Origin of the sequence: Nocardiopsis dassonvillei, assembly GCF_964273065.1 — a bacterium.
GTDB lineage: Bacteria > Actinomycetota > Actinomycetes > Streptosporangiales > Streptosporangiaceae > Nocardiopsis > Nocardiopsis dassonvillei_B.
The window spans coordinates 1,777,373-1,803,859 of record NZ_OZ186815.1; the positions used below are offsets into that span (position 1 = coordinate 1,777,373).

General features: G+C 73.3%; 20 protein-coding genes and 3 tRNA genes. 9 read left to right on the top strand and 14 right to left on the bottom strand.

Annotation, left to right across the window (positions count from 1 at the left end):
* Nucleotides 1-80 precede the first annotated feature (80 nt).
* From ACSUPR_RS08030 to ACSUPR_RS08040, 3 genes are all read right to left on the bottom strand, one after another.
* On the bottom strand, nucleotides 81-737 hold the full coding sequence (locus ACSUPR_RS08030) for an HD domain-containing protein (RefSeq protein ID WP_436890502.1): 657 nt from the start codon (nucleotides 735-737) through the stop codon (nucleotides 81-83).
* Between the two features lie 95 nt (nucleotides 738-832).
* A complete protein-coding gene (locus ACSUPR_RS08035) occupies nucleotides 833-1,489 on the bottom strand; it encodes a response regulator (RefSeq protein WP_436890503.1) in 657 nt (218 codons plus the stop codon).
* 43 nt (nucleotides 1,490-1,532) lie between these two features.
* Complete coding sequence (locus tag ACSUPR_RS08040; RefSeq protein WP_436890504.1) at nucleotides 1,533-3,164, bottom strand: sensor histidine kinase; 1,632 nt, start codon at nucleotides 3,162-3,164, stop codon at nucleotides 1,533-1,535.
* Between the two features lie 188 nt (nucleotides 3,165-3,352).
* Here ACSUPR_RS08040 and ACSUPR_RS08045 point away from each other — a divergent pair, with 188 nt between their 5' ends.
* Together ACSUPR_RS08045 and ACSUPR_RS08050 are read left to right on the top strand one after the other, a co-directional pair.
* Nucleotides 3,353-4,642, top strand: a complete 1,290-nt coding sequence (locus ACSUPR_RS08045; RefSeq protein ID WP_436890505.1) for an MFS transporter — start codon at nucleotides 3,353-3,355, stop codon at nucleotides 4,640-4,642.
* 65 nt (nucleotides 4,643-4,707) lie between these two features.
* On the top strand, nucleotides 4,708-5,160 hold the full coding sequence (locus ACSUPR_RS08050; RefSeq protein ID WP_436890506.1) for a VOC family protein: 453 nt from the start codon (nucleotides 4,708-4,710) through the stop codon (nucleotides 5,158-5,160).
* 16 nt (nucleotides 5,161-5,176) lie between these two features.
* Here ACSUPR_RS08050 and ACSUPR_RS08055 read toward each other — a convergent pair whose 3' ends face one another.
* Nucleotides 5,177-5,950 carry a DeoR/GlpR family DNA-binding transcription regulator gene (locus ACSUPR_RS08055; protein WP_406971687.1) on the bottom strand — a complete coding sequence of 258 codons (774 nt, stop codon included), beginning with the start codon at nucleotides 5,948-5,950 and terminating at the stop codon, nucleotides 5,177-5,179.
* A gap of 239 nt (nucleotides 5,951-6,189) precedes the next feature.
* On the opposite strand from ACSUPR_RS08055, the gene ACSUPR_RS08060 reads away from it, so the two are divergent.
* Complete coding sequence (locus ACSUPR_RS08060) at nucleotides 6,190-6,909, top strand: glycerophosphodiester phosphodiesterase (protein WP_436890508.1); 720 nt, start codon at nucleotides 6,190-6,192, stop codon at nucleotides 6,907-6,909.
* A 246-nt stretch (nucleotides 6,910-7,155) separates the two neighbouring features.
* A complete protein-coding gene (locus ACSUPR_RS08065) occupies nucleotides 7,156-7,776 on the top strand; it encodes a TetR/AcrR family transcriptional regulator (RefSeq protein ID WP_436890510.1) in 621 nt (206 codons plus the stop codon).
* Here the strand turns inward: ACSUPR_RS08065 and ACSUPR_RS08070 are convergent.
* Complete coding sequence (locus tag ACSUPR_RS08070) at nucleotides 7,745-9,721, bottom strand: GDSL-type esterase/lipase family protein (RefSeq protein ID WP_436890511.1); 1,977 nt, start codon at nucleotides 9,719-9,721, stop codon at nucleotides 7,745-7,747. The two genes, ACSUPR_RS08065 and ACSUPR_RS08070, sit on opposite strands and share 32 nt — an antisense overlap.
* A 333-nt stretch (nucleotides 9,722-10,054) precedes the next feature.
* A tRNA-Ile gene (locus tag ACSUPR_RS08075) sits at nucleotides 10,055-10,128 on the bottom strand.
* A gap of 261 nt (nucleotides 10,129-10,389) precedes the next feature.
* Between ACSUPR_RS08075 and ACSUPR_RS08080 the strand changes: the two genes are divergently transcribed.
* Both ACSUPR_RS08080 and ACSUPR_RS08085 read left to right on the top strand, forming a co-directional pair.
* Nucleotides 10,390-11,379: a malate dehydrogenase gene (locus tag ACSUPR_RS08080; protein ID WP_436890512.1), complete on the top strand. Its 990-nt coding sequence runs from the start codon at nucleotides 10,390-10,392 to the stop codon at nucleotides 11,377-11,379.
* A gap of 103 nt (nucleotides 11,380-11,482) precedes the next feature.
* Nucleotides 11,483-13,987 (top strand): DEAD/DEAH box helicase, encoded by a 2,505-nt coding sequence (locus ACSUPR_RS08085; RefSeq protein WP_436890513.1) that lies wholly within the window; start codon nucleotides 11,483-11,485, stop codon nucleotides 13,985-13,987.
* Nucleotides 13,988-14,010: 23 nt separating this feature from the next.
* On the opposite strand, the gene ACSUPR_RS08090 is transcribed toward ACSUPR_RS08085, so the two are convergent.
* Together ACSUPR_RS08090 and ACSUPR_RS08095 are read right to left on the bottom strand one after the other, a co-directional pair.
* On the bottom strand, nucleotides 14,011-14,481 hold the full coding sequence (locus tag ACSUPR_RS08090; RefSeq protein ID WP_436890514.1) for a dCMP deaminase: 471 nt from the start codon (nucleotides 14,479-14,481) through the stop codon (nucleotides 14,011-14,013).
* Complete coding sequence (locus tag ACSUPR_RS08095; protein WP_436890515.1) at nucleotides 14,478-15,182, bottom strand: RibD family protein; 705 nt, start codon at nucleotides 15,180-15,182, stop codon at nucleotides 14,478-14,480. The genes ACSUPR_RS08090 and ACSUPR_RS08095 overlap by 4 nt, the downstream gene beginning before the upstream one ends.
* Before the next feature lie 510 nt (nucleotides 15,183-15,692).
* Here ACSUPR_RS08095 and ACSUPR_RS08100 point away from each other — a divergent pair.
* Nucleotides 15,693-16,565: an SAM-dependent methyltransferase gene (locus tag ACSUPR_RS08100; RefSeq protein ID WP_436890516.1), complete on the top strand. Its 873-nt coding sequence runs from the start codon at nucleotides 15,693-15,695 to the stop codon at nucleotides 16,563-16,565.
* A gap of 159 nt (nucleotides 16,566-16,724) precedes the next feature.
* On the opposite strand, the gene ACSUPR_RS08105 is transcribed toward ACSUPR_RS08100, so the two are convergent.
* A tRNA-Asn gene (locus ACSUPR_RS08105) sits at nucleotides 16,725-16,800 on the bottom strand.
* Between the two features lie 58 nt (nucleotides 16,801-16,858).
* Nucleotides 16,859-16,931: transfer RNA gene (locus ACSUPR_RS08110), tRNA-Asn, on the bottom strand.
* A 160-nt stretch (nucleotides 16,932-17,091) separates the two neighbouring features.
* Between ACSUPR_RS08110 and ACSUPR_RS08115 the strand changes: the two genes are divergently transcribed.
* On the top strand, nucleotides 17,092-17,430 hold the full coding sequence (locus ACSUPR_RS08115) for a hypothetical protein (RefSeq protein ID WP_436890517.1): 339 nt from the start codon (nucleotides 17,092-17,094) through the stop codon (nucleotides 17,428-17,430).
* Complete coding sequence (locus tag ACSUPR_RS08120; protein ID WP_436890518.1) at nucleotides 17,431-17,928, top strand: hypothetical protein; 498 nt, start codon at nucleotides 17,431-17,433, stop codon at nucleotides 17,926-17,928. It abuts the gene before it with no gap.
* On the opposite strand, the gene ACSUPR_RS08125 is transcribed toward ACSUPR_RS08120, so the two are convergent.
* The 4 genes from ACSUPR_RS08125 to dnaG form a co-directional block, all read right to left on the bottom strand.
* Complete coding sequence (locus ACSUPR_RS08125) at nucleotides 17,925-20,885, bottom strand: FAD-binding and (Fe-S)-binding domain-containing protein (protein ID WP_436890519.1); 2,961 nt, start codon at nucleotides 20,883-20,885, stop codon at nucleotides 17,925-17,927. The two genes, ACSUPR_RS08120 and ACSUPR_RS08125, sit on opposite strands and share 4 nt — an antisense overlap.
* 50 nt (nucleotides 20,886-20,935) lie before the next feature.
* Entirely contained in the window at nucleotides 20,936-22,261 is a 1,326-nt protein-coding gene (locus ACSUPR_RS08130) for a glycoside hydrolase family 18 protein (RefSeq protein ID WP_436890520.1), read from the bottom strand.
* 193 nt (nucleotides 22,262-22,454) lie between these two features.
* On the bottom strand, nucleotides 22,455-23,528 hold the full coding sequence (rpoD, locus tag ACSUPR_RS08135; protein WP_436891922.1) for an RNA polymerase sigma factor RpoD: 1,074 nt from the start codon (nucleotides 23,526-23,528) through the stop codon (nucleotides 22,455-22,457).
* A 104-nt stretch (nucleotides 23,529-23,632) separates the two neighbouring features.
* Complete coding sequence (gene dnaG / locus ACSUPR_RS08140) at nucleotides 23,633-26,458, bottom strand: DNA primase (protein WP_436890521.1); 2,826 nt, start codon at nucleotides 26,456-26,458, stop codon at nucleotides 23,633-23,635.
* Nucleotides 26,459-26,487 lie beyond the last annotated feature (29 nt).

Consider the following 26,487-nt stretch of genomic DNA (forward strand, 5'->3'; position numbering starts at 1 on the left):
CCCCGTGGGGCCGAGGGTTCCCGCCTTCCAAAGGCGCCGAACGCGGACCGAAGCGGAGCGGAGGTTCGAAAGAACACGGCCTAGGTGCGGTCGGCCGGGGCCCGGGCGGTCAGCCGGTCCAGCTCGGCGAGCATGTTGGACCGGGCCCTGGGCTCCCAGTGGATGCGCCCGAAATCGGTGTGGAACATGTTCGGGGCGCGCAGCATGGCGTTCAGCACCCGGGAGCGGCCGACCCGGAAGTCCTCGTCGGGCACCCTGCGGTACTCGGCGCGGACCGCCGCCGTGTAGGCCAGGTACTCGTCCGGGGGGCTCGCCAGGATGGACAGGTCGGCGTCGGAGAGCACCTGCCCGTCGGTGTCGTCCGGGGCGGGGGCGTGGTCCTTGGTCACCAGCACCAGGCGGACCACCTCCCCGACCCGCTCCGGGGCCATGCCGGTCATCGGCAGCAGCACGCGGGCCAGCTCGGCGCTCTCGTCCTCGTCGCGGCCGGCCTGGGTCTCGTAGACCGCGTCGTGGAACCAGACCGCGTAGCGGACCAGGTCGGGCGAGGCCGCCTCGTGGGCCAGGACGTCGACGGCCCGCAGCGTCTCCCAGAGGTGGGTGAGGGTGTGGTACCGCCGGTGGGGCTCGCTCCAGCGCAGGAGGAGCTCGCTCCCCACGGCCCGGGCCTCGGGGGAGTCCCCGGCCAGCCGCCGCCAGGAGGCGTCGAGCAGGACCGCCTCTTCGCCGTTGAGCATCCCGGCCTCCCTCTCCTCCGTCTCCCGGTGCGCCCGGGTGCCTCTCCGCTCTCCCCTACCCGGGCGCCGCGTTCCGACTCCTGCACCCGGTCCGCTCAGCCGTCGGCGGTGAGCCCCGCCTCGTGGGCGAGGATGGCCGCCTGCACCCGGTTGCGCAGCCCCAGCCGGTTGAGGATGGTGCTGACGTAGCTCTTGACCGTGCCCTCCACCAGGAACAGGCGGTCGGCGATGTCGGCGTTGGACAGGCCCGCCCCGACCAGGGCCAGCACCTCGCGCTCGCGCTGGGTCAGCTGCTCGATCCGGGTCCGGGCCGCGGCCTCGCGGGCCGGGCGGCCGCCCCCGAGGCGGTCGATCACCTGCCGGGCCACCTGCGGGGAGAGGTAGGCCCCGCCGTCGGCGACCGCGTGCACACCGGTGATCAGCTCGCGCGGGTCGCCCGCCTTGAGCAGGAAGCCGGAGGCGCCGTCGCCCAGGGCCCGGGAGATGTAGGCGTCCTCACCGAAGGTGGTGAGGACGACCACCGCCGTGGCCGGGGCCAGCCGCCGCATCTCCGCCACCGCGGCGAGCCCGTCCATGCGGGGCATGCGGATGTCGACCAGGGCGACGTCGGGCCGGTGGGAGACCACCAGGTCCACCGCCTCCCGGCCGTCCGCCGCCTCGGCCACCACCTCGATGTCCGGGTCGCTCTGCACGATGGCCCGTACTCCGGCGCGGATCATCGCCTCGTCGTCGGCGATCAGGACCCTGATCACGTGCGCGCCCTCCTCGTGGTCGCGGTCGGCCTTCCGGGCGCGCTCACCGTATCGGGGCCTCGCCCTTGGCGGACAACCGGCCGTCCGTGAAGCACAGCTGGTAGAAGACCCCCTCGCCGTCGAACGGGTCCGCGCTGCTGCGGTAGTAGCTGCACACCGCGCCCTCGGGCACCGCGCCCTCGGCCAGCTCCCGGGCGCCGAGGGGCACCGAGAAGGGCGGCAGCACCTCCTCGACCTCGCTCTGCGGTGCGCCCGGCCGCAGCCGCTCGAACTCCTCCGGGGTGAGCGTGCGCTGCTTCATGTCGGTGGCCATCACCCAGAACACCAGGCCCGCCAGCGCCGCCACCGTCGCCAGGGGGACCGCCACCAGGGCGACCGACCAGCCCCGGAACCGCCGCCGCGCGGCCCGCTGGAGCCGGTCGATGGCGGCGTCCTCGTCCTCCTCCGCCGCCTCGTCGGGCGGCGCGGACCCGCCCCGCACGGGCAGGACGGCGCACACCTCCCAGGAGCCGTCCCCGGTGGGGCCCGCCGCGAAGGCCCCGCCGGCCAGGCGGACCCGTTCGCGCAGCCCGATGAGGCCGCGACCGCCGCCGACCCCGTGCGGTCCGGCCTGGGCGTCCGCCGGGGCCGGGTTGACCGCGCGCACCTCCAGCCGCTCCCCGTCCCCGACGATCGAGACGGCCACCTCCGCACCGGGGGCGTACCGGGTCGCGTTGGTCAGCGACTCCTGGACGACCCGGTGCACCGCCCGGCCCACCATGGGCGGCAGCGCGGCGGTGTCGACGTCGTGGACCAGGGTGATCCGCATGCCCGAGTCGCGGGCGCGCTCGACGAGGTCGGCCACGCCCTCCCCCGCGGGGGTCACTGGGTCGGGTCCGGCCTCGGTTCGCAGCACCCCGATGATCTCGCGCAGGTGCTCGGTCGCGGTGACCGCGGTGGCCCGCAGTTCGGTGACGGCCTCGCGGTGCCGGCGGTCCAGTCCGGGGTCCACCTCCAGGGCGCCGGCGCGCAGGGCGATGAGGCTGAGCTCGTGCCCGAGGGAGTCGTGCATGTCCTGGGCGATGCGCGAGCGCTCCCGGCTGCGGGCCTGCTCCGCGATGAGCCGGTGTTCGCGGCGCAGGTGCCGGGCGTGCTCCCAGCCCGCGGCGGACAGCGCCGCGTGCTGGCGGCGGTGGGCCCCGAGCAGCCAGGCCGGGCCGGTGTTGACCAGCAGGGTGACGACCGCGACCGCCCACACGCCCAGCGGGTAGGCGCCCCACAGCAGGGGCAGCGCTCCGAGCACCAGGGCCGCGGCGGCCAGGGCCAGGGCGGGGCGCGCGTCGGGCGAGCGGCGGCCCGCGAGGTAGGAGACGCACACCAGCAGCAGGCCGCCGCAGAAGAACCAGAACGCCGAGAACGCCGCCACGACCAGGGCGGCCGGGGGGTGGCGGCGGGCGAGCACGGCGGTCGCGGCGGCCGCCGCGACCCCGGCCGCCCCCCGGACCAGGGCGCCGCCCGCCGTGAGCTGCCCGCCCAGGGCCAGGAGCAGGACTTCGCCCAGGAACGCCAGGGCCGCGACCGCGCCCAGGGCCGCGTCGCCCAGCGCGGCGGCCCGGGTGGGCGGCCCGGGCAGCGGCCGCAGCGCGTCCGGCAGGACGCGCGGGGCACGGGTCCCCGGCGGGGCGGTTTCTTCCATGGCGCCGACGCTACCGAGCGGGGCTCCGCCGCCGGTACCCACGAAAGTCAGGATCCGACACCCCAGAGCGGCCTATCATGGGATGAATTGCGGTCCCCTTCCGTGGTCTCCCCTCGTCGCGTCGTGCCGGAACCCGGAAAGCGCCCAGGACGAGCGCGCGGGACGGGTACCACGAAAGGGGCGGACGCATGTCGCCACTGGAGACGTTGCGCCGGATGCACGACCTGGCCGGATGGCCCCTGCTCTCGGCGACCTTCATGGCCCGCCTGCCGATCTCGATGTCCCTCATCGGCCTGCTCACCCTCGTCACCGGGACGACCGGCAGCGTGGCCGCCGCCGGGGCGGTGAGCGGCGCCTTCGCCCTGGGGGAGGCCGTCGGCGGCCCCGTGATCGCCCGGTTCGCCGACCGCCACGGCCAGCGCCTGCCGGTGCTGGTGATGTCCCTGGTCGACGCGGTCCTCATCGGCCTGCTCGTGGCCGCCGTCCTGGCCGGGTACGACCTGCCCGTCCTGGCCGGGACGGCCGCGCTGGCGGGCCTGTGCCTGCCCCAGATCGCGCCCATGGCGCGCACCCGGTGGGTGGTGCTCATCCGCGAGCGCGGCGACCGGGGAGCGGAGCGGGAGCGCTCGCTGGCCGCGGCCATGTCCGTGGAGGGGGTGCTCGACGAGGCCGCCTTCGTGCTGGGCCCGGCCCTGGTGGGCGTCCTCACCGTGCTGGTCTCCCCCACCGCCAGCGTGCTCGGCGCCGCCGTGCTCATCGGCGTGTTCGGAACGCTGTTCGCGCTGCACCCCACGGCGCCGCCCGGTTCCGCGCCGGTACGCGGCCGGGGAGGCCGGATCGCCGTGCCCGCCCTGCTGGTGCTGGCCGTGCCCATGTTCTGCCAGGGCCTGTTCTTCGGCGGGATGTCCACCGGGGTCACCGCGTTCGCCGCCGCGTCGGGCCACGGCGACCTGTCGGGGCTGATGTACGCGGTGATGGGGGCCAGCAGCGCCGTCGCCGGGCTGCTGATGGCGTCCCTGCCGGCCGGGTTCGCGCTCACCTCCCGCGCCCGGGCGGCGGCCGCGGGGCTGTTCCTGCTCTCCCTGCTCCTGTACCTGCCGCACAGCGCCCTCACCCTGGCCCTGGCGGTCTTCGCCGTGGGAGCGGCGATCGGGCCGCACCTGGTGACGCTGTTCGCGCTCGTGGAGCGGGCCGCTCCGGCCAGCCGCCTGTCGCAGTCGATGGCGATCGTGCTGAGCAGTCTCATCCTGGGCCAGGCCCTGGGCTCGGCGGCCGCCGGGTCGCTGGCCGACGCGCACGGCCACCCGGGGGCGTTCGCCCTGGCCACACTGGGCGGGCTGGTCTCCCTGGCGGTGACCGTGCTGGCCATGCGGAGCCGCTGGTACGGCCGCACCTCCGAGCCGGGGGAGGGACCCGGCGAGGGAGCAGGTGAGAGCGCCGTACCCCCGGGAGGTGATGCCGGGAACATCCCGCGTTAAACACGCGTTAAAAGACGACCCGAAGAACTTTTCGACCCTTAGGCTCGTGCATCGTGCTCGGACTGATGACCATCCTCGATTCCCGCCGTTCGAAAGAGGACGACGTGCCACAGCTCACCGGCCTGGCCCGCATCACCCTCTCGGTGCGTGACCGCGACGAGAGCGTGGAGTTCTACCGTGACGTGCTCGGATTCAAGGTCCGCTGCCGCCGCGACCACGACGGAACCCTGCGCACCGAATGCCTGCACCCGGCCTCGGGCCTGTTGCTGGCCCTGATCCAGCACCGGGACCACTTCAAGAACCGGTTCGACCGCAGGCACTGCGGTCTGGACCGGCTCACCCTCGGCGTCGCCAACCTCGGCGCGCTGGAGGCGTGGGAGGAGCGGTTCGGCCACAAGGACGTGGACCACATGCCGATCGTGCACGGCGAGGACGGGTCCACCCTGCTCTTCTACGACCCCGACGGCACGGAGCTGGCCCTGTTCGCCCGCGCCGAGCCCGAGGACGACGAGGACTGACAGGGCCGCACCCGGGTCAGCGCTCGCACTCCACGAGCTTCAGGCGCACGTCCCGCTCGGCCAGTTCGTCGACCGCCGAACGCGGCAGCCGGTCGTCGGTGATGATGAGGTCGAACTCCTCCAGGCTCGCCACCCGGAAGGTGCCGAACTTCCCGTACTTGGTGCTGTCCACCGTCAGGACGCTCTTGGAGGCGATGCGCAGCAGCTGCTGCTTGGCGATCACCTTCGCCTCCGACGGGGTGGTCGAGCCGCGCTCGGCGTCCCAGGAGCTGCTGGCGATGAACGCCAGGTCCACGTTGACCTGCTTGAGGAACTCGGCGGTGAAGCGGCCCACCGAGGAGTGGTCCGAGTGCGACACCACGCCGCCGGTGTGGATGAGCTCGATGCCCGGGTACTCCATCAGGTGGCCCACGACGTTGAAGTCGCTGGTGATCACGGTGAGCCCGACCTTGTCGGTGAGCATCGGGACCATCTGGAGCGTGGTCGTGCCCGCGTCGAGGTAGATGGTGAAGTTCTCACGCACCAGATCGGCCGCGGCCCGGGCGATCGCCCGCTTGGCGGGCACCTCCAGCTGGGCCTTGGCCAGGTAGGACGGCTCGCTCTTGAGCCGCGCGGCGAGCCTCACCCCTCCGGTGACCGACAGGACCTTGCCGTCGTTCTCCAGTGCCTGGATGTCGCGACGGACGGTCATGTGGGACACGGACAGCATCGAGGTGAGCTCGTTGATACTCAGCACGTGGCGCTCCTGCAGGAGCTTGAGGATGTGCTCTCGTCGCTGGTCCGGAATCATCGTTCGCCTCACAGTCGGGGGCCTGGCCGCTGCGCCGTGCGGTCACGACGCCGTGTAACAAAGTTTCCCAGTTCGCGGCACCCGGGGGGCTGTCCCACGACGTGAGTCCGCTCGCAATCGCGCGGGAACCCCCCGGACACACCGCCGTTCGCGTCCCGGTACCGCGGCCGCCGCGGCCGGTTCCGGCGTTTTTCCTGTTTGCCCCACGTGCGCCGGTGGTTTTTGCCACCCTTGACAGCATGACGTTGTCCATCGCACTACGCGGAGACACCGCACGTTTCCCCGGGAACACGCTCCCGGCCCTGCGCTCAGCCTGGCGCGCCGGGGCCGACCTGGTCAAGATCGACGTCCACCTGACCACGGACGGGTACCCCGTCCTGGTCGACGAACGCACCGTGGCGCCCCCGGGGTCCCCGCCGCGGCCGGTGGCCGAACTGACCCTCGCCGAACTCGCCGGAGCCCGCGACGACGTGGAACGGCGCATCCCGACACTGATGGAGGTCGTCGCGGAGTTCCGCGGCGACGAGGGGCCGCCCCTGCTGGTGGACTCCGCCTCTCCGGAGGCGGCGCTGGCGGCCGACTCACTGCTGCGCGACCGGGCCACCGCCCGGGTCCTGCACACCGGCTCCACCGAGACCCTGGCCGCCCTGCGCGCCCAGAACCCCGACGCCCGCATCATGCTCGCCTGGGACCAGCCGACCCCGCCCGCGGAGTCGGCCCTGCGCGGCCTGCGGCCCGCGTTCCTGGGAACGCACCACACTCTGATAACGCGGGACTCGATCGGGGAAATGCACCGATTCGGATATTCGGTCGCCGCGTGGACGGTGAACGATTTCACGGAGATGGCCCGACTGATCGGAATGGGGGTGGACGCCATCGCCACCGAGCGGGTGGACGACCTCGTCCCCCTCACCACCGGACGCGCCCAGGGGGGAGTGCAGACGACAGGGCAGGTCTGAGCCGCTTCGGCGGCATCATGCGCACCGTGGCGCCCCTGGGGAGGAGGCGCCACGGGGGGCATTCCGCACGACATTTCCCGCACGGCTCCCATGTGTCACCGAACCTCGCCATCGACCGCCGAGTTCCGCGGTTCCACCCGTTTCGGCGTGCGATCGCGGATATCCTCGAAAGCGATTCACGCAAGGAACCCCGACGCGCTCCGCCGCCCCTCGACGGTGCGCACCCGAGCGATGAGACACCGACACATGACGGCCGACATCTCCCCTCACGCGCTCCGCGCCACGGCCCCCGTGCTGGACTGCGCCGCCCGGCTGTTCGCCGTGCACGGCTCCCGCGGCCTGCCCATGTCCGACCTGACCCGGCGCATCTCCGCGAAGACCGGGACGGACCCCGCCTCCCTGCGGCGCGCCTTCCCCACCCGCTTCGACCTGGCCTACGCGGTCGTGCTGCGCTCGGCCCGCGAGCGGGTGGAGCTCCAGCTGGCCGCCGACGACCCCGGCGCGGGAGCCGTCGAGCGCATGTCCGCACTGGTCCTGAGACATGTGGAGACGGGCTGGCGGCACCGGGCCGCCACCGCGCTGGAGCACGAGATCCTCCCGACGCTGCGCGCCGTCCACCCGGTCCGGTACCGGGAGATCGGGGCGCTCGCCCGCACCTACCGCGAGCACATCCGCGGGATCGTCGTCGACGGCGTGCTGGCGGGCGCCTTCCACGTGGACGATCCGGGCAGGGCCACCGACGAGGTGCTGGAGACCTTCGACTCCCTGCTGCACTGGTACCGGCCCGAGGGCGGGCTCAGCCTGGACGATCTGGGCGCCGTCTACGTGGACCTGGTCATCCACCACCACCTGGGGTGCCCCCGCTGACACCGCCCTCGGCGGAGCCGCCGGCCCGGGACCGCCCCGTCAGCGCGTCCAGGTCCACCGACTCCGCCAGGGCGCGCAGGCCCGCGTCGCCGGGGTGGAGGTGGTCCCCCGAGTCGTAGGCGGGCAGCAGCCGGGCCGGGTCCTGCGGGTCGCGCAGCACCGCGTCGAAGTCCCACACGCCCTCGAACGGCGAGGAGGGGTCCCCGGCCCGCGACCGCAGGTGGGTGTTGACCACCTGGCGGGCGGCCTCCACCTGCGCGGTGCAGCGCGCCTCGCCCGCACACGGGCCCAGGGTGGCCACGTACACCCGCATCCCCCGCCGCCCCGCCTGCACGGCCAGCTCCTCCAGGCCCGCGATGACCTGTTCGGGACCGGTGCCCCAGCGCAGGTCGTTGATCCCGGCGAAGAGGACGAGCGTCGTCGCCCCGTGCTGGCCGAACACGTCGCGGGGCGCGCGGTGGAGCTGGGAGACCCCGGAGGCGTTCACCGAGACCCCCTCCCCCGGATACGCGTCGCTGACCACGTGGTTGCCCGCGATGCCGAGGTTGAGCACGCCCGGGTGGGGCAGGTCCGGCCGGGCGTTCAGGCGGGCGCTGAGCACGTCCGGCCAGCGTGCGTGCCCGTCCCGGGTGGAGCGGACCCCGTCGGTGATGGAGTCGCCGAACGCGACGACGGCGCCGGGCGCGTCCATGACCTCGACGCCGGTGAGGAAGGGCCACTGGTAGAGGCGGCCGGTGAACGGGGCTCCGGTGGTGTCCAGGGTGAGGTCCCCGGCCCCGGGCTCCCCGAGGTAGCCGGTGTCCCCGGCCGCGTAGTGCAGCGGGGCGGCGAACACCGGGTCGGGCAGGTACAGGCTGACCAGCGCGTCGGTCTGCGGCGGCAGCAGCAGGTCGACGGGGTCGCTGTGGACCTGTCCGCCGGCCGGGATGGACACGTCGGACCGCCCGCCGAAGGTGAGCGGGACGGCCGAGCCGTGCGCGGCGGCACCGGTCCCGCGCAGCGCCAGGGAGGCGGCGCCGATGGTGACCGGACCGGAGGCGAAGGTGTTGTCCAGGCGGATGCGGACCCGGTGGCCGCCCGCGGTGCTGCGCACCGGCAGGCGGAGGGTCTGGTCCTCCCAGGGGCCGACCTCCATGTACGCGGAGGTGGCCCGGGCCCAGGTACCGGTCCAGCCCTGGCCGGCGGGGCGGGTGCCCACGGAGAAGACGTGCAGGCTCCCGGCCCCGGGGCTGGGGAGCACCAGGTGGGAGACCTCCCGGCCGGGGTCGGCCGAGACCGAGCGCGCGTACAGGCGCACCGGGCCCAGTGCGGCCCCGAGGCCCTCCCCGGCCGGTGAGTTGGCGTAGGGCAGGACCAGGGCGGCGTCGCCCGCCGGGCCGTTCACCCAGTCCGGGGAGCCGAGGGTGAAGGACTCCTCGGTCCCGTCGGTGTAGACGATCCGGCCGCTGCCGGTGACCGGGGCGCCGCCCGCGCCGGTGGCCGTGAGCAGGAACACCAGCGACTCGTGGCGGCCGGGCAGGCTCACCTCCTGCCCGTCGGCGACCAGGTGGTCCGGTCGCCCGGGGGCGTAGTCGGGTACCTCCAGCGGGGTGCCCAGCAGGGTGATCTCCCGCCCGGGCGTCCATCCGGCCCCGGCCAGCGCCTGCGCGGAGAGGCTGTTGCCCGCCCCGTCCAGGTCGACGGCCGCCGTCGAGCCGTCCCGGGAGATGCCGATGCCGTCGAGGAGGCTGGAGAAGGGGCGGCCGGGGGGAGCGGCGGGCGCCTGCGGGGCCGGCTCGGCGGGTCGTGCGCCCACCTCGCGGGACACGGTGGCGTGCAGGACGGTCACGAGGGCGGCACCGACCAGGACGGCGGCGAAAGCGCGCAGCAGGCCGCTGCTCCAGGGCCCGGGGCCGCGCCGCCGGGTCCCGCGGTGCGCCCTGCGCCTCCCTCTCCGCTTCTCCACCACACGCCTCTCCGGTCCGTCGGGCACGTCCGTACTAACGATCCGTCCGACGGTGCCGGGTTCAGGGTGGTTGTGAGAGGTGGGACACCACGGGGGTGAGACCGGGGCCGGTGCCGGACCGGAGGCCGAGTCTAGACGAGGAGGGGCCGCGGACCGGGCGACTCGGCCGATCCCGCCCCGCGCCCGGCTCCGGGGGCTCCTGGAACTTCACCGTGTATTCCCCGTGGCCACCCGGACGGGACCGCGGGAACCCGTGGCCGACCGCAGGGACAGCGAAAGCGCCTCCTGCCTGTTCGCACAGGTGGGAGGCGCTTTTCTCGTTCTCGGGGAGGGTAGGCCGGGCAGGACTCGAACCCGCGACCCAGGGATTATGAGTCCCCTGCTCTAACCAGCTGAGCTACCGGCCCGCCGTCGTCGACGCACGTCATCCTAACAGGGTGTGTCCGACGTTTCCGAGTCGTGAATGCACTGCCGTGCAAGGGATGGCGGGCTCCGGCGGCACCGGCCGGAGGCGTTGGGCGCACCTGGGTCGCGGCACACGACGGGGGGCGCACTAGTGTGTTGTGGTGCGGCGCGCGCCCGGACGGTTCCGGCGCCCGGCACCGGCGCCGTCGCCTACCCGTTGGTAACATCGCGGGGCGCACATCGTCGTCAGGAGAGTTCACGCCATGTCCAAAGCACCCGTCAACGTCACCGTCACCGGCGCCGCCGGCCAGATCGGCTACGCCCTGCTGTTCCGGATCGCCTCCGGCCAGCTGCTCGGCGCCGACACCCCGGTGAAGCTGCGTCTGCTGGAGATCCCCCAGGCCGTCAAGGCCGCCGAGGGCACCGCGATGGAGCTCGACGACTGCGCCTTCCCGCTGCTGCAGGGCATCGACATCTTCGACGACGCGCACCAGGCCTTCGACGGCGCCAACATCGCCCTGCTCGTGGGCGCCCGCCCCCGCGGCCCGGGCATGGAGCGCGGCGACCTCCTCGAGGCCAACGGCGGCATCTTCAAGCCCCAGGGCGAGGCCATCAACGCCGGCGCCGCCGACGACATCCGCGTCCTGGTGGTCGGCAACCCCGCCAACACCAACGCCCTCATCGCGCAGAGCCACGCCCCCGACGTCCCGGCCGAGCGCTTCACCGCGATGACCCGCCTGGACCACAACCGGGCGCTCACCCAGCTCGCCAAGAAGCTCGGTGTGTCGATCAACGACATCAAGAAGCTCACGATCTGGGGCAACCACTCCGCGACCCAGTACCCGGACCTGTTCCGCGCCGAGGTCAACGGCACCAACGCGGCCGAGGCCGTCAACGACCAGAAGTGGCTCGAGGACGACTTCATCCCGACCGTCGCCAAGCGCGGCGCCGCGATCATCGACGCCCGGGGCGCCTCCTCCGCCGCCTCCGCCGCCAACGCCGCCATCGACCACGTCCACGACTGGGTCAACGGCACCCCCGAGGGCGACTGGACCTCCGCCGCCATCCCGTCCGACGGCTCCTACGGCGTGCCCGAGGGCCTCATCTCCTCCTTCCCCGTCGTGTCCCGCGACGGCAGGTGGGAGATCGTGCAGGGCCTGGAGATCGACGAGTTCTCCCGCGGCCGCATCGACGCCTCCGTCCAGGAGCTCGTCGAGGAGCGCGACACCGTCCGCAAGCTCGGCCTGGTCTGAGGCCTCCGGAACCGCGGCACGGCGGGCGCGCCCCGGGGCGCGCCCGCCGTCGCCGTGTCCGGGCGGGAGCGGGCAGTGGACGGGACCGGGCAGTATAGAGACCGTGAGTCTCATTGATGCGCTTCCGGCCGAACCCGAACCCGATTCCCTCTACGAGGCGTTCGCCGCCTGGGCCCAGGAGCAGGGCCTCACCCTCTACTCCCACCAGGAGGAGGCGCTCATCGAGGTCGTCTCCGGCTCGAACGTCATCCTCAACACCCCGACCGGCTCCGGCAAGAGCATGGTCGCCACCGGCGCGCTCTTCGCCGCGCTGGCCCGGGACGAGTGCGCGTTCTACACCGCGCCCATCAAGGCCCTGGTGTCGGAGAAGTTCTTCGACCTGTGCAGGATCTTCGGCACCGAGAACGTCGGCATGATGACCGGCGACGCCAGTGTCAACGCCGACGCCCCCATCGTGTGCTGCACCGCCGAGGTGCTCGCCCAGATCGCCCTCGCCGAGGGCGCGGACGCCGACATCAACACGGTCGTCATGGACGAGTTCCACTTCTACGCCGAGCCCGACCGCGGCTGGGCCTGGCAGGTGCCGCTGCTGGAGATGCCGCAGGCGCAGTTCCTGCTCATGTCGGCGACGCTGGGGGACGTCAGCCGGTTCGAGGAGGACCTGGAGAAGCGCACCGGCCGGTCCACCGCGGTGGTCACGTCCGCCGAGCGCCCCGTCCCCCTCTACTACGACTACCGGGTCACCCCGCTGCACGAGACCCTGGAGGAGCTGCTCCAGGGCGGCGACGCCCCCGTCTACATCGTGCACTTCACCCAGGCGCAGGCGATCGAGCGGGCCCAGTCCCTCACCAGCATCAACATGTGCACCAAGGAGGAGAAGGCGGCGATCGCCGAGGAGATCGGCGACTTCCGCTTCACCACCCGGTTCGGCCGCAACCTGTCCCGCTACGTGCGCCACGGCATCGGCGTGCACCACGCCGGGATGCTGCCCAAGTACCGGCGGCTGGTCGAGCGGCTGGCCCAGCGCGGGCTGCTCAAGGTCATCTGCGGCACCGACACCCTGGGGGTGGGCGTCAACGTGCCCATCCGCACGGTCATGTTCACCGCGCTGAGCAAGTACGACGGGGTCCGGGTGCGCCGCCTGCGGGCCCGCGAGTTCCACCAGATCGCCGGGCGGGCGGGCCGCGCCGGGTTCGACACCGTCGGCAACGTGGTGGCGCTGGCGCCCGAACACGTGATCGAGAACGAGAAGGCGCTGGCCAAGGCGGGCGAGGACCCCAAGAAGCGGCGCAAAGTGGTGCGCAAGAAGGCGCCCGAGGGCTTCGTGTCGTGGGACAAGGCCACGTTCGAGAAGCTCATCGAGGCCGAACCCGAGCCGCTCACCTCCCGGTTCCGGGTGAGCAACGCGATGCTGCTGAGCGTCATCGCCCGTCCCGGCAACTGCTTCACCGCCATGAAGCACCTGCTGACCGAGAACCACGACGACCGCAGGACCCAGCGCCGGCACATCCACGAGGCCATCGCCATCTACCGTTCGCTCCTGGACGGCGGCATCGTGGAGACCCTGCCCGAGCCGGACGGGCAGGGCCGCACCGCCCGGCTCACCGTGGACCTGCAGGCCGACTTCGCGCTCAACCAGCCGCTGTCCACGTTCGCGCTGGCGTCGCTGGAGCTGCTGGACCGCGAGTCCCCGTCCTACCCCCTGGACGTGCTGAGCGTGGTGGAGTCCACCCTGGACGACCCGCGGCAGATCCTGGGCGCCCAGCTCAACAAGGCGCGCGGCGAGGCCGTGCAGCGGATGAAGGAGGACGGCGTCGAGTACGAGGAGCGCATGGAGCTCCTGGAGGACGTCGACTACCCCAAGCCGCTGGAGGACCTGCTCTCCCACGCCTACGACACCTACCGGCGCGGCCACCCGTGGGTGGGCGACCACCCGCTGCGGCCCAAGAGCGTGGCCCGCGACATGTACGAGCGGGCGATGACCTTCACCGAGTACGTGGGCCACTACGAGCTGGCGCGCTCGGAGGGCCTGGTGCTGCGGTACCTGGCGGGCGCCTACAAGGCCCTGGACCAGACGGTGCCCGACGACGCCAAGACCGAGGAGCTGCACGACATCATCGCGTGGCTGGGCGAGCTGGTCCGCCAGGTGGACTCCAGCCTCCTGGACGAGTGGGAGCAGCTGACCAACCCGCAGGAGGACGTGCCCCGGGAGCAGGCGACCGAGGAGCGGGTGCGGCCGGTCACCGCCAACCCGCGCGCCTTCCGGGTGCTGGTCCGCAACGAGATGTTCCGCAGGGTGGAGCTGGCCGCCCGCCACCGCTACCGGGACCTGGGCGCCCTGGAGGACGCGGGCGAGTGGGACGGCGAGGCCTGGGAGGACGCCCTGGAGGAGTACTTCGCCGAGCACGACTCCATCGGTATCGGCCCGGACGCGCGCAGTCCCAAGATGCTCCTCATCGAGGAGGAGGAGGGCCTGTGGCGGGTGCGGCAGATCCTCGCCGACCCGGCCGGGGACCACGACTGGGGCATCTCCGCCGAGGTGGACCTGGCGGCCTCCGACGCCGAGGGGCGCGCCGTCGTCCGCGTGGTGGACGTCAGCCGGTTCTGATCCCCCGCCGGGGCGGGCGGGGTTCAGCCGAGCAGGTGGGCGTTGGCCTCGCGGACCCCGGCGGCGAGGTCGGGGCGCTCCACCACGGTGCGCCCGGCGGCGCGCAGCCGCTCGGCGCCCACGCAGTCCACGAACACCGACGGCTCGCGCCAGGCGAACACCACCCGCGGGACCGGCGTGGTGAGGATCAGCGACGAGCAGGGGAGCGGGCGCGAGGACCGGGAGCTGCACGGCTCCAGCGAGGAGTACAGGGTGGCCCCGGCCAGGCGGGGGTCGTCGGGATCGACCCCGCGCAGCGCGACCTCCTCGGCGTGGTCGCGGGGATCGTCGCGGCGCGAGTACCCCTCCCCGAGCACCGTGCCGTCGGCGGCCACCACCGCGCAGCCGACGGAGAAGGCGGTGTCGGAGGGCGGGCACAGCAGGGACAGGTCGACGGTGCGGCGCAGCCAGTGTGCGTCGGCCGCGCCCTCGGTGGGTGCGGGTCCGGTGCTCACGCGGGGCCGTCCGCACCGAGCCGGTAGCGCAGGACCGCCATGTCGCCGATCGCCCGGGTCTCCACCAGGCGCATCGGCGCCGCCGGGGTGGCCGGGAAGGCGCCGGGGTGGACGAAGGACGGGGCGCCGGCCTCGCCCACGAAGAACGGGGCGATCGCCAGCCGCAGCTCGTCGACCAGCCCGGCGGTGAGGAAGAGGGTGTGGATGTGGCCGCCGCCCTCCACCAGCAGGCGCCGCACCCCGCGGTCCGCCAGGTCGGCCTGGATCGCCCGCACCGCGGGCGGGTCCCCGGCGTCCGCCACGTCCACCGGGGGCCGGTCGGCGGGCAGGTCCGCGAACCGCTTCCGGGCGGTCTCCACGCCCGCGCCGCCGGTGTAGACGACCGCCCCGGCGTCCCCGGTGGTGAAGAACCGCGCCCCGGGGTCGAGTTCCCCCGTGCGGGTGACGACGGCCTTGAGGAGGTTCTCGGTCCGCCCCTGCTCCCGGCGGCGGGCGCGCAGCCGCTCGGACCGGACCAGCAGCCGGGGGTCGTCGGTGCGCAGGGTGCCGGCGCCGACGAGGATGGCGTCACACCGGGCGCGCAGCTCGTCGACCTCGGCGAAGTCGGCCTCGTTGGACAGGCGCAGCCGCTCGGGACCGGTGTCGTCGATGCGCCCGTCGACCGAGACGGCGCAGCTGAGGATGGTGTACGGACGGTCCATGCACCCAGGCTAGCGGCGCCCGCGCGGGGGTTCGCGCGGCGGCGCCGGGGCCTTTTTCTGCACCTGCACCTTTGTGCCATTCCGGTGACCGTAACCGATTGCCGCAGGCAGGAGGAGTGCTCTCGAATTTCCCTCCGCATCCGCCGGGATATGGGACGCGGACCTATTCTCGTGTTCGGTGATACTTCGGTGGCGCGACTGGGAGGGGCCGGGGGCGGGTGCCACATGCGTCACTCCAGCCCCACAAGCCAGAGGCGGAGGGCGGAAGATGCTTCGTGGCAAGGCTTCCTCGCACCCGAGCCCGGAAGCTGATTCCTCGCATAATTGGACATCGGGCATATAAGTACTACTAACCCCAAGGCGGTCCTAACCCACCTCGGAGACCACGACAAGGACGCGTTCGCCGATATTTTTCGGGACCGGTCTCCCGGACTCGGTTAACAACCCCGCCGACGATGAATAGAATCCCCCTGTCGGCCACACTTCCCCACCTCAGACAAGAGGACGGCGATGTCGCGATTCACCTCCCCCGATTTCCTGAGGCAGGCGGGGACCCGGCAGGAGCACACCACCCCCCCACCCGCCGTCGACCTGGCCCGGCCGAGCCTGGCCCGGTTGCACTCCTTCCACCTCAAGGGCAAGGACCACTTCGAGGTGGACCGCGACCTCGCCGTCGCCGCCGAGCAGGTCGCCCCCGGCTTCCAGGACCTGGTCCTGGGCGAGCGGGCGTTCCTCCAGCGGGCGGTGCGCCACCTCCACGAGGAGGAGGGGATCGACCAGTTCGTGCAGCTCGGTGCCGGACTGCCCGCCCCCGGCGACCCGCACGAGATCGTCCCGCGGGCCCGGGTCGTCTACGCCACCGACGACCTCATGGTGCTGGCCCACCACCGGGCCCTGGTCCGCGAGGAGCGCGCCGTCGCCGTGGAGGGGCACCTGACCCGTCCGGCCGACCTGTTCGCCGACCCCGTCCTGCGCACGGTCATCGACCCGGACCGGCCCGTGGGCCTGCTGCTGCCCGGCGCCCTCTCGCACGTGGCCGACATCGACACCCCGGCCGTGCACATGGCCGCGCTGCGCGCGCTGCTGCCCGCCGGCAGCCACCTGGTGGTCAGCCACTACCACCGCCCGGACCCGGCGGTCTTCCCCAAGGACGCCAACCGGGCCGAGCAGCTACAGAACGTCTTCCGCCGCCATCTCAACTCCGGCTACTGGCGCACCCGCGAGGAGATCCTCGGCCTGCTCGACGGCTGGGAGATCCTCAGCCCGGGTCTGCTGGAGGTGCAGCGCTGGCGGACCCTGCCGGTGGCCCCGCCCGTTCCGGGCAGCTACCAGATGCCGCAGCGCAACCGCCGCCTCCTGCTCGGCGCCACCGCCCGCACCTGAGCCGCCGCCGGCTGCGCGCGCCCGCGCGCGGTCGGCACCTCCCCGGGGCCGCGCGGCCCCGGCGCACGCCCCGCTCCCCCGAGCGGCGCCCGCCTCCCCGACGGCATCCGCCCCCGGACGACGAGAAGGCCCCTCTCCGAGGAGAAGGGCCCTGTGTCATGGCTCCCGCGATTGGACTCGAACCAATAACCTGCCGGTTAACAGCCGGCTGCTCTGCCAATTGAGCTACGCGGGATCGCGTGTCGGGAACAGCTTAGCGGCCCACCGAGAGGCGCGCGACCTGTTTTCCCCTGCTCCCGCGATTGGACTCGAACCAATAACCTGCCGGTTAACAGCCGGCTGCTCTGCCAATTGAGCTACGCGGGATCGCGTTCGCCCGCGGCCCCGCGGGCCGTGGCGACACCAATAGACTAGCGCCCTTCCGGAGCACTCGTGACCGGTGTCGGCCCGTGTGGGCGCCACCACGACAAGGTAACGTGCCAGACACGGAACACCACGACCGGCCCCGAGGCCTGAGAGGGTACCCATGCGCTACCGGATCACGTTCGTCGCCGGACTGGCCATCGGCTACGTCCTGGGCGCCAAGGCGGGCAGGGCCCGCTACGAGCAGATCGTCCGCACCGCCCGCAGGGCGGCCGACAGCCCCGTCGTGCAGGAGGTCGCCGGACTGGTCGGAGCCCAGGTGAGCAGCGCCGGCCGCACCGTTTACGACAAGACCGTCGCCAAGATGCCGATCACCTCGGTGCGCGACTTCCTCGCCCGGCCCACCGACGAGGAGATCGAGCTCATCGAGTGGGAGACCGCCAACGGGGACACCCCGCGGCGCAACGGCGCGAACGGGCCCACCGGCCCCGCGGAGGGCTAGGTGGGCCTGCTCGGCCGGGGAGTCCCGGCCTCCGTGCGCTCCCGGCTGGACCGGGGCGAGCGCGTGCTCGCGCACGCCCCGGTCGCCGCCGGGGGCGAGGCGGTGCTGGCGGCCACCACCCGCGCCCTGCACCTGCCCGACGGCCGCACCGTGCCGTGGGAGGGCATCGACCGGGCCCGCTGGTCCCGTGAGGAGTTCGCCTTCGTCGAGGAGGGCGGCGGCGAGCACACGGTCCCCCTGCGCGAGGCGGTGGACTACCGCTCGCTGGCCGAGGCGGTCTCCGAGCGGGTCACCGCCACCATCCTGGTGAACCGGTTCGTCCCCTTCCCCCGCCCGGACTCCGCCACGGGCTTTCGCCTGGTGGCCCGCCGCAGCCCCGGCGGCACCGAGGCCTCCTGGCGCATCCACCTGGGCGAGGGCCTCGACGAGAAGGACCCCCGCCTGCCGGGGGCCGTCTCCCGCGCCCTGGACCTCCTCCACGACCAGATGGGCGTCTAGATCGCATCCCCCCGGGCCTCCGCGCCCTCCGCCCGCTCCGCCGCCCCCTCCCGGGCGTCCAGGCCGCGGGCGAGCAGCTCGGCCAGGTGCAGCGGGCGGCGGCCCGCGCCCTGGCGGATCTGGGTACGGCAGCTGTAGCCGTCGGCGAGGACGAGGGTGTCGGCGCCGGCCGCCCGCACCCGGGGCAGCAGTTCGCGCTCTCCGATCGCGGCGGAGACCTCGTAGTGGCCCTCGGTGAACCCGAAGTCCCCCGCCAGCCCGCAGCACCCCGCGTCCAGCACCTCCCCGTCCACACCCGCACGGGCGATCAGCTCCCGGTCCGCGTCGAAGCCCAGAACCGCGTGCTGGTGGCAGTGCACCTGGGCCAGGGCCTCCGCCGGGATCCTGGGCGGGTGCCAGTCCGGGGCGTGCTCGGCCAGGAACCCGGCCAGGGTGTGCACCGACGCCGCCACCCGCTCGCTCTCCGGCCCGGGCACCAGCTCCACGAGGTCGTGGCGCAGCGCCGCGGTGCAGCTGGGTTCGAGGCCCACCACCGGCAGCCCCTGCGCCACCAGCGGCCCCAGGGCGCGCAGGGCGCCGCGCATCACCGCGCGGGCCGTGCCGAGCTGGCCGGTGGACACCCAGGTCAGCCCGCAGCACACCGGCCCCCGGGGCAGGACCACGGTGAACCCGGCGTCCTCCAGGACCCGGACCGCCGCCGCAGGGATGTGCGGGTCCATGTGCTCGCCGAAGGTGTCGGGCCACAGCACCACGCGCGGCCCCCCGGTGCGCGCCTCCCCCCGCGCCGCCCGCCGCCGGAACGCCCGGGTGAACGTGGTGCGCGCGAACCCCGGCAGGTCGCGCTCGGCGGCCACCCCCGCCAGCCGCTTGGCCAGCCGGGAGACGCCCGGCAGCCGCAGCGCCCGGTCCACCTCGGCCGGGGCCAGCCCCGCCAGCCGGGCCCAGACCGGCAGCCAGCCCATCGAGTAGTGCGCCGCCGGGCGCACCCGGCCCCGGTAGTGGCGGTGCAGGAACTCCGCCTTGTAGGAGGCCATGTCCACGTTGACCGGGCAGTCGCTCAGGCAGCCCTTGCACGACAGGCACAGGTCCAGGCTCTCGCGCACCTCCTCGGAGTCCCAGCCGTCGGTGACGACCTCCCCCACCGCCATCTCGAACAGCAGGTGGGCCCGGCCCCGGGTGGAGTGCCGCTCCTCGCGGGTGACCTGGTAGCTCGGGCACATCACCCCGGGCCCGTCGTGCCTGCGGCACTTGCCCACCCCCGAGCAGCGGCGCAGCGCCCGGGCCGGGTCGCCCCGGTCGTCCCGGTAGGCCAGGACGGCGTCGTCGAGCAGGGGCAGCGGGCGCGCCGCCAGGCGTACGTCGGCGTCCACAGGCGCCGGGTCGACGATGACACCCGGGTTCATGAGGCCCTCGGGGTCGAAGAGCCGCTTGAAGTCGCCGAAGGCCCGTAGCAGGCCCGGCGGGTACATGCGGGCGAGCAGGCCCGAGCGGGCCCGGCCGTCCCCGTGCTCCCCCGACAGGGAGCCGCCGTGCGCCACGACCAGGTCGGCGGCCTCCTCCAGGAAGGCCCGGTAGGCGGTGCGGCCCGCCTCCGTGGTGAGCCCGAAGTCGATGCGCACGTGCAGGCAGCCGTCGCCGAAGTGGCCGTAGACCACCCCGAACCGGCCGTGCCGCTCCATGAGGGCGTCGAAGCCGCGCAGGTAGGCGCCCAGGTTCTCCGGGGGCACGGCGGCGTCCTCCCAGCCCGACCAGGCGTCCTCCCCGGCCGGTGTGCGCTGGGTGAGTCCGGCGCCCTCCTCCCGGATCCGCCACAGGGCACGGCGGTGGGCCGGGTCGGACACCACGATGGAGTCGACCGGCCGGGCGGCGGCGGGCAGCGCCCCGAGCATCCGGCGGGCGGCCCGCTCGGCGTCGGCGGGATCGTCCCCGGCGATCTCCACCAGCAGCCAGGCGCCGCCGCCGGGCAGGGGCACCCGGGTGCCGCCGGGGCGCCCGTCCAGCGCGGCGACCATGCGGTCGTTGATGCCCTCCACGGTCAGCGGGGCGTGCCCGAGCAGGTCGGGGACGGAGTCGGCGGCGGCCGGGGCGTCCGGGTAGCCCAGGACGGCCAGCGCCCGGGCGCGGGGCACCTCCACCAAGCGCACCGTGGCGCGCAGCACGAACACGCAGGTGCCCTCGGTGCCGACCAGGGCGGCGGCGACGTTGCGGCCCTTCTCCGGCAGCAGACGGTCCAGGGAGTAGCCCGAGACCCGGCGGCGGAAGTCGGGCATGGCGGTGCGCAGCGCGGCCAGGTGCTCCTCGGCGATGCGGGCCAGCCCCCGGTGGACCTCGCCCTCCCGGCCCGGGCGGCGGGTCAGCTCCTCGAACTCCTCGGCGGTGTGGTGCGACCCGACGGTCATCCTGGTGCCGTCGGGGAGCAGTACCTCCAGGGAGACGATGTTGTCGGCGGTGGTGCCCCAGGCCACCGAGTGGGAGCCGCAGGCGTTGTTGCCGACCATCCCGCCGACGGTGCAGCGGCTGTGGGTGGAGGGGTCGGGGGCGAACGTCAGGCCGTGCTCGGCGGCAGCCGCCCGCAGCTCGTCCAGGACCACCCCGGGCTGGACGGTGGCGGTGCGGGCGGCCGGGTCGATGTCCTCGATGGCGGTGAGGTGGCGGGAGGTGTCGACCACCACGCCCGGGCCGATGGCGTTGCCCGCGATGGAGGTGCCTCCGCCGCGCGGGGTCACGGGGACGCCGTGGGCGGCGCAGACCCGCACGGCGGCCGCGCAGTCCTCGACGGTGGCGGGCAGGACGACCCCCAGGGGGACCACCCGGTAGTTGGAGGCGTCGGAGGTGTACAGGGCGCGGGTGCCCGGGTCGAAGGCGACGGTCCCCTGGACGGCGTCCTCCAGGGCCCGGCGCAGGGTCTCGGTGTCGGCGGGCGGTACGGGTCGCGGATGCTGCTGCGGGTCGGCCATGGCGCCCAGGGTGGACCCGGCACCGCACGGGGCGCAACCGCGCCGCGCGCTCAGTCCAGGGCCTCGTCCATGGCGCGCACCAGGTCGCCGGTGGGGTCCATGTCCAGGTTCCACACCATGAGGCCGCCCAGCCCCCGGTCCAGCACGTAGTCGCCCTTGATCGCGATGACGCCGGGGTCGTCGTAGGCCCACCACTGGTCGCCGGAGCGCACCGAGAAGGCGCCCGCCTCCTCGTCCAGGAAGCGCTCCCCCTCCAGCCTCTCCAGGTCGGAGAACGCCATGGTCGGGCCGTCGTAGGAGTCGTCGGCGTCGTCGGCCGGCCGGGCGGTGTCGCCCGGCCCGGGGCCGGTGCCGTCCACGTCCTGCCAGCCGCGGCCGAAGGCGGGGATGCCCAGCACCAGCTTCTCCGGGGGTGCGCCCCGCTCCAGGAACCGGTCCACCGCCGCGTCCGCGCTGTTGGCGTGGGGGTCGGCGGCGGGAGGGTAGAGGTTGGAGTGGTAGGCGGTGACCTCGCTCCAGGGACCGGAGAAGTCGTATCCCTGCACGGTGGCGAAGTCCAGGTGGTCGAAGATCTCCGGGTCGTAGGCGTCGGCCTGGTCGGGGGAGCCCGACAGCGACACCGACAGGGTGTACTCCCGGCCGGTCTCCCGGGCCAGGTCGTCGAGCTGCCGGCGGAACTCGGCGACCAGGAGGGTGAAGTTGTCCGCGTCGGCGGGGTCCTCGACGTTGTGCGGGTTGCCGGAGCCGCCCGGCCACTCCCAGTCCAGGTCGATGCCGTCGAAGATCCCGGCGGCCGAGCCCTCGCCGCCCTGGGGCTCGCCCTCGCGCACGGGCAGGTCCCCGCGCAGCCACAGGTCCACGCAGGAGGACACGAACGCCCGGCGGGACTCCTCGGTGCGGGCCGCGGTGGAGAAGTACCGCGACCAGTTCCAGCCGCCCAGGGACAGGCTGGCCCGCAGTTCGGGGTGCTCCTCCTGGAGCAGGCGGAGCTGGTGCAGGCTCCCGGCCAGCTCCTGCTCGTAGTCGTCGGCCGCGCCGTTCACGCTCTCGGCGGCGGAGTAGCGGCGCTGGTAGAGCTCCCAGGACTGCTCGTTCCCGCCGGGGATGTGGCACAGGCCTTCGGCGGAGACGTCGCCGAAGGCCCACATGAGGCGGTCCAGGCGCGCGGGGGCGCCGCTGTCGGCGAGGTCCTTGATGGTGAAGTCCCGGTTGGCCACGTTCCAGTCCGCGAAGTAGCCGATGCGCTGGGGACGGTTCCCGTGGGCGATGGCGAAGACCCCCGTGATCAGGAGCGCGGCGACGGCGGCCGCGCCCAGGACGAGTATGCGCCGCCGCGGACGGGCGGCCCGGTGTCTCCCCGGCGGTGTGGCGTTCACCCCTCCGACGGTAGGGCCACCGGGTCACGAACAGCGCCCGTTCCGCCGCATCGGCCACATCAGGCCGTCGGGGCACCGCCGGGAACCCGGCCGCTCCGCCGCCCGTTGTAGACCAGGGTCTCCGGGGCGGCGGAAGGCCCCGTCGCCCGGGCGCCGTCGCACGGGCCGGAGCAGCGCGGAGGCGCCCGCGGACCTACAGGAAGTCGCGCAGGGTGCCCGCCCGGGAGGGGTGGCGGAGCTTGGCCAGGGTCTTGGCCTCGATCTGGCGGATGCGCTCGCGGGTCACCCCGAACTCGCGGCCGACCTCCTCCAGCGTGCGGGGGTGGCCGTCGGCCATGCCGAAGCGCAGGCGCAGGATGCGCTGCTCGCGCTCGGAGAGCCCGCCCAGGATCTCGGTCAGGTGCTGCTGCAGGAGGGTGAACGCGGCGGCCTCCACCGGGACGACGGCGTCGGAGTCCTCGATGAAGTCGCCGAGGTCGGACTCCTCCTCGCCGATGGGCGCCTGGAGGGAGACGGGTTCGCGGGCGATCCGCTGGATCTCCAGGATCCGTTCGCCTCCGCATCCGGCGGCGTCGGAGATCTCCTCGACGTTGGGCTCGCGGCCCAGCTGCTGGTGCAGTTGGTGCTGTACCCGGACGAGTTTGTTGATGGTCTCGACCATGTGCACCGGAATGCGGATCGTGCGGGCCTGGTCGGCGATCGCCCGGGTGATCGCCTGGCGAATCCACCAGGTGGCGTAGGTGGAGAATTTGAAGCCTTTGGTGTAATCGAACTTCTCCACCGCGCGAATCAGCCCGAGGTTGCCCTCCTGGATGAGGTCGAGGAAAAGCAGGCCCCGCCCCATATAGCGTTTGGCGATCGACACCACCAGCCGGAGATTCGCCTCTATGAGCGCTCGTTTGGCCCTTCTGCCCTCTTCCACGAGCGCGTCGAGTTCCTCCGCGCACGCTCCCCCGCCCGGTTCGCACCGCTGCGCGTACAGGCCCGCCTCGATCGCCTTGGCCAGCTCCACCTCCTCCTCGGCGGTGAGCAGCGGGACCCGGCCGATCTCGCGGAGGTAGAGCCGCACCAGGTCCGATCCGGAGCGCCGGCCCGGGTCGGGGGTGAGGGAGACCTCCTCGGGCTCGGCCACCTCCACTCCGATCCGGGAGAGCAGGGACACCGCCTCGTCCAGGGAGCCGGGCGGCGCGTCCAGGCGTTCCAGGGCCGACGCGACCTCGCCGCGGCTGACCGTTCCCCGGCCCTCGTCGGGGAGCAGCCGCACCACCTGACGAATGGGCGGAATTTCATTGGTCACAACCGTGGGAGCCACCACACCATTGTGCACGCCCCTCCGCCGCCGACGGGAGGAGCATTATTGTCACCTTCGTGCTACATACCCCCGGAGAGCTCCTCCTGAAGGGCGCGTTTCTGCTGTTGAAGGGCCATGAGATCGGTGAGCAGGCGCTGCTGCTCCTCGACCCCGCCGGTACCGCCCAGACGCGACAACTCGGATTTAAGGTTTGACTCGCGCCGGTTGATGGAATGAATTCTGACTGTGCCCAGAATATGCTGGACGGAACGCTCGTCGAGTTCTCCGTACAACTCGAGTTGTTCCACCGCCAAACGCGTGAGGAAATCCCGCTGGGCCTCGGTGGGCGCGGACTCGCGCAGCCGCGCCGCCCAGGAGGCGGGGTCGCCGGCCGCGGACACCCCGCCCTGCCCGGCGATGAGCGCCAGCATCGCCTTGTGCTGGGGGACGGTGAAGTCGGCCTCGACGAACCGGTCGAACCCGACGGCCAGGGCCGGGTGCTGGACGGCGATCTTGAGGGCCTGGCGCTCGCGCTGCAGGGTCGGGTCGCCGAGGTCGTAGGGGGCCTCCCGGGCGTCCGGGGTGGGGACGGGGCCCGCTGCGGGTGCTCCGGGGCGGCCGCCCCGGGCGGCGGCCCGGCGGATGTGCTGGCCGACCCGGTTGAGCACGAAGGACTCGTCGAGGATGCCGAGCCAGCGGTCCAGGTTGATGCCGTAGAGCTTGCGCACCCCGTGGTCGCGGATGCTCGCCACCACGGGGGCGGCGGCGTCCAGTGCCGCGATGCGGCCCTCGGGGGTGGTCAGGTCGTAGTCCTCGATGACCTTGCGGACCATGAACTCGTACAGCGGGACGGGGGCGTTCACCAGGTCGGCCACGGCCTGGTCTCCGTGCCGGATGCGCAGGTCGCACGGGTCCAGACCGTCGGGCTGGACCGCCACGAACGTCTCGGAGGCGAACCCGTGCTCCTCGGCGAAGGCCCGCACGGCGGCCTTCTGGCCGGCGGCGTCGCCGTCGAAGGTGAAGATCACCCTGCTGTTCTGGCCGGCCCTGCCCAGGATCATCCGGCGCAGGATCTTGAGGTGGTCCTCGCCGAAAGCGGTGCCGCAGGTGGCCACCGCGGTGGTCACCCCGGCCAGGTGGCAGGCCATGACGTCGGTGTAGCCCTCGACGATGACCGCCTGGCCGCGCGAGGAGATGTCCCGCTTGGCCAGGTCCAGCCCGTAGAGCAGGCGGCTCTTGTGGAAGATCGGGCTCTCCGGCGAGTTCAGGTACTTGGGGCCGTCCTCGGCGGGGTCGAGCTTGCGGGCACCGAACCCGACCACCTCGCCTGTCACCTCCCGCACCGGCCACAGGAGCCGGTTCCGGAAGCGGTCGTAGGCGCCCCGCCGCCCCTGGGCGGCCAGCCCGCCGGAGATCAGCTCGGCGTCGGTGAACCCCTTGCGGCGCAGGTGGGAGGTGAGGTTCTCCCACCCGGCGGGGGCGTAGCCCAGCCCGAAGTGCTCGGCGTGCGCCCGGTTGAAACCGCGCTCGCTCAGGAAGCGCCGGGCCTCCACCGCCGCGGGTGAGAGCAGCTGCTCGGCGAAGAACTCGGCGGCGGCCCGGTGGGCGTCCAGCAGGCGCTGGCGCTGGCCCTCGTCGCGCCGGGTGGAGCGGCCCCCGCTCTCCTCGTAGCGCAGCGTCACGCCGATCTGCCGGGCCAGCGACTCGACCGCCTCGGCGAACGCCAGGCCCTCGATCTTCTGCACGAACGAGATCGCGTCCCCGCCCTCCCCGCAGCCGAAGCAGTTCCCGGTGAGGATGTCGTCCTCGAGGACGAAGGCGTGCCCCTCCTCGACGACGGCGCAGAACACCTCCTCGAACCGGTCGGTCTCCTCCACCGAGCGCACGGTCCAGCCGCGCCGGGCGTACTCCTCGGACGCCGGGGAGAAGCGAAGGCGGTGCTCGTCGAGAAGGAACGCCTCCTCTGTGAGGTCTTCGTTGACGAGGCGGACGCGGAGGACCGACGAGGGCTCCCGGCCCGGGGAGCCTTCACGGACCTGCTCCGTGATGTCGTACGTACCGATGCCCAGGCGGGTGCAGACCATCCGCACGTGCTCCAGGACGTCGCGGTCGGCACAGTGCAACGTCACCGCGCCGTCCTCGGCGACGTGCCCGCAGACGGCCAGGTAGCCGGCCAGCCAGCCGTGCAGGTAGGGGTTCGACTCGTCCAGGGGCGGCAGGTCCTTGAAGTACGCCGGCAGGTGGTGCACCAGGATCCGGCGACCGTGCCGGGTGGTCTCGCTGTGGGGGAACCACTTGAGCAGCCGGGCGTCCTTCTCCGCGTCGAGCCGCGCCACCGCGCCCCGCCCGTGCCGGGTGCCGTCGCCGAAAGTGATGCCGCGGGCGATCCCGAAGGGTGACGGCGTCGTGGTGGTGGTCTTCCCGGGCGGGGACACGTACGCGAGCCGGTGCTCGGGCTCGAGCTCGGAGGTGACCACCTCGCGGGTCCTGCCGCGGTCCTCGCCCGCCTGCACGAACCAGCGGTGCTCGGGTGTCGCGTGGATCACCTTGGTCTGCCCGTTACGGCTCAGGGTGATCCGCATGAGCCGCTGTTCGCCGAAGGAGTGGAAGGGCGCTTCCACCCAGGTGGCGTTCCTGGTGAGGATGGTGTGCCTGCCCCCGGCCAGCTCCCGGATGGGACGCACCCCGTCACGGGTGAGGACCCGGGTCTCCCCCGCCAGGCAGTAGTAGAGGTTCTTGGAGGGGGTGACGTTGAAGGAGGGGGACTTCTCGTCGTGGAAGGGGCACAGGCCCTTCAGCGAGCCGCCGCCCGCGTTCCGGAGCTGGAGGTACTCGCCGATCACGTCCGCGATGGGGGTGCGCTCGCGCACCAGGGCGATGTCTTCGTCTTTGATCCGGCCTGCCACGGTTCTCAGCCTAGTTCTCTCCGCGGACG

Bases quoted from the DNA above. Each gene is read 5' to 3' on its own strand.
- ACSUPR_RS08030 (WP_436890502.1), bottom strand. From the start codon at position 737: ATGCTCAACGGCGAAGAGGCGGTCCTGCTCGACGCCTCCTGGCGGCGG.
- ACSUPR_RS08040 (WP_436890504.1), bottom strand. From the start codon at position 3,164: ATGGAAGAAACCGCCCCGCCGGGGACCCGTGCCCCGCGCGTCCTGCCG.
- ACSUPR_RS08045 (WP_436890505.1), top strand. From the start codon at position 3,353: ATGTCGCCACTGGAGACGTTGCGCCGGATGCACGACCTGGCCGGATGG.
- ACSUPR_RS08050 (WP_436890506.1), top strand. From the start codon at position 4,708: ATGACCATCCTCGATTCCCGCCGTTCGAAAGAGGACGACGTGCCACAG.
- ACSUPR_RS08055 (WP_406971687.1), bottom strand. From the start codon at position 5,950: ATGATTCCGGACCAGCGACGAGAGCACATCCTCAAGCTCCTGCAGGAG.
- ACSUPR_RS08060 (WP_436890508.1), top strand. From the start codon at position 6,190: ATGACGTTGTCCATCGCACTACGCGGAGACACCGCACGTTTCCCCGGG.
- ACSUPR_RS08065 (WP_436890510.1), top strand. From the start codon at position 7,156: ATGACGGCCGACATCTCCCCTCACGCGCTCCGCGCCACGGCCCCCGTG.
- ACSUPR_RS08080 (WP_436890512.1), top strand. From the start codon at position 10,390: ATGTCCAAAGCACCCGTCAACGTCACCGTCACCGGCGCCGCCGGCCAG.
- ACSUPR_RS08095 (WP_436890515.1), bottom strand. From the start codon at position 15,182: ATGGACCGTCCGTACACCATCCTCAGCTGCGCCGTCTCGGTCGACGGG.
- ACSUPR_RS08100 (WP_436890516.1), top strand. From the start codon at position 15,693: ATGTCGCGATTCACCTCCCCCGATTTCCTGAGGCAGGCGGGGACCCGG.
- ACSUPR_RS08115 (WP_436890517.1), top strand. From the start codon at position 17,092: ATGCGCTACCGGATCACGTTCGTCGCCGGACTGGCCATCGGCTACGTC.
- ACSUPR_RS08125 (WP_436890519.1), bottom strand. From the start codon at position 20,885: ATGGCCGACCCGCAGCAGCATCCGCGACCCGTACCGCCCGCCGACACC.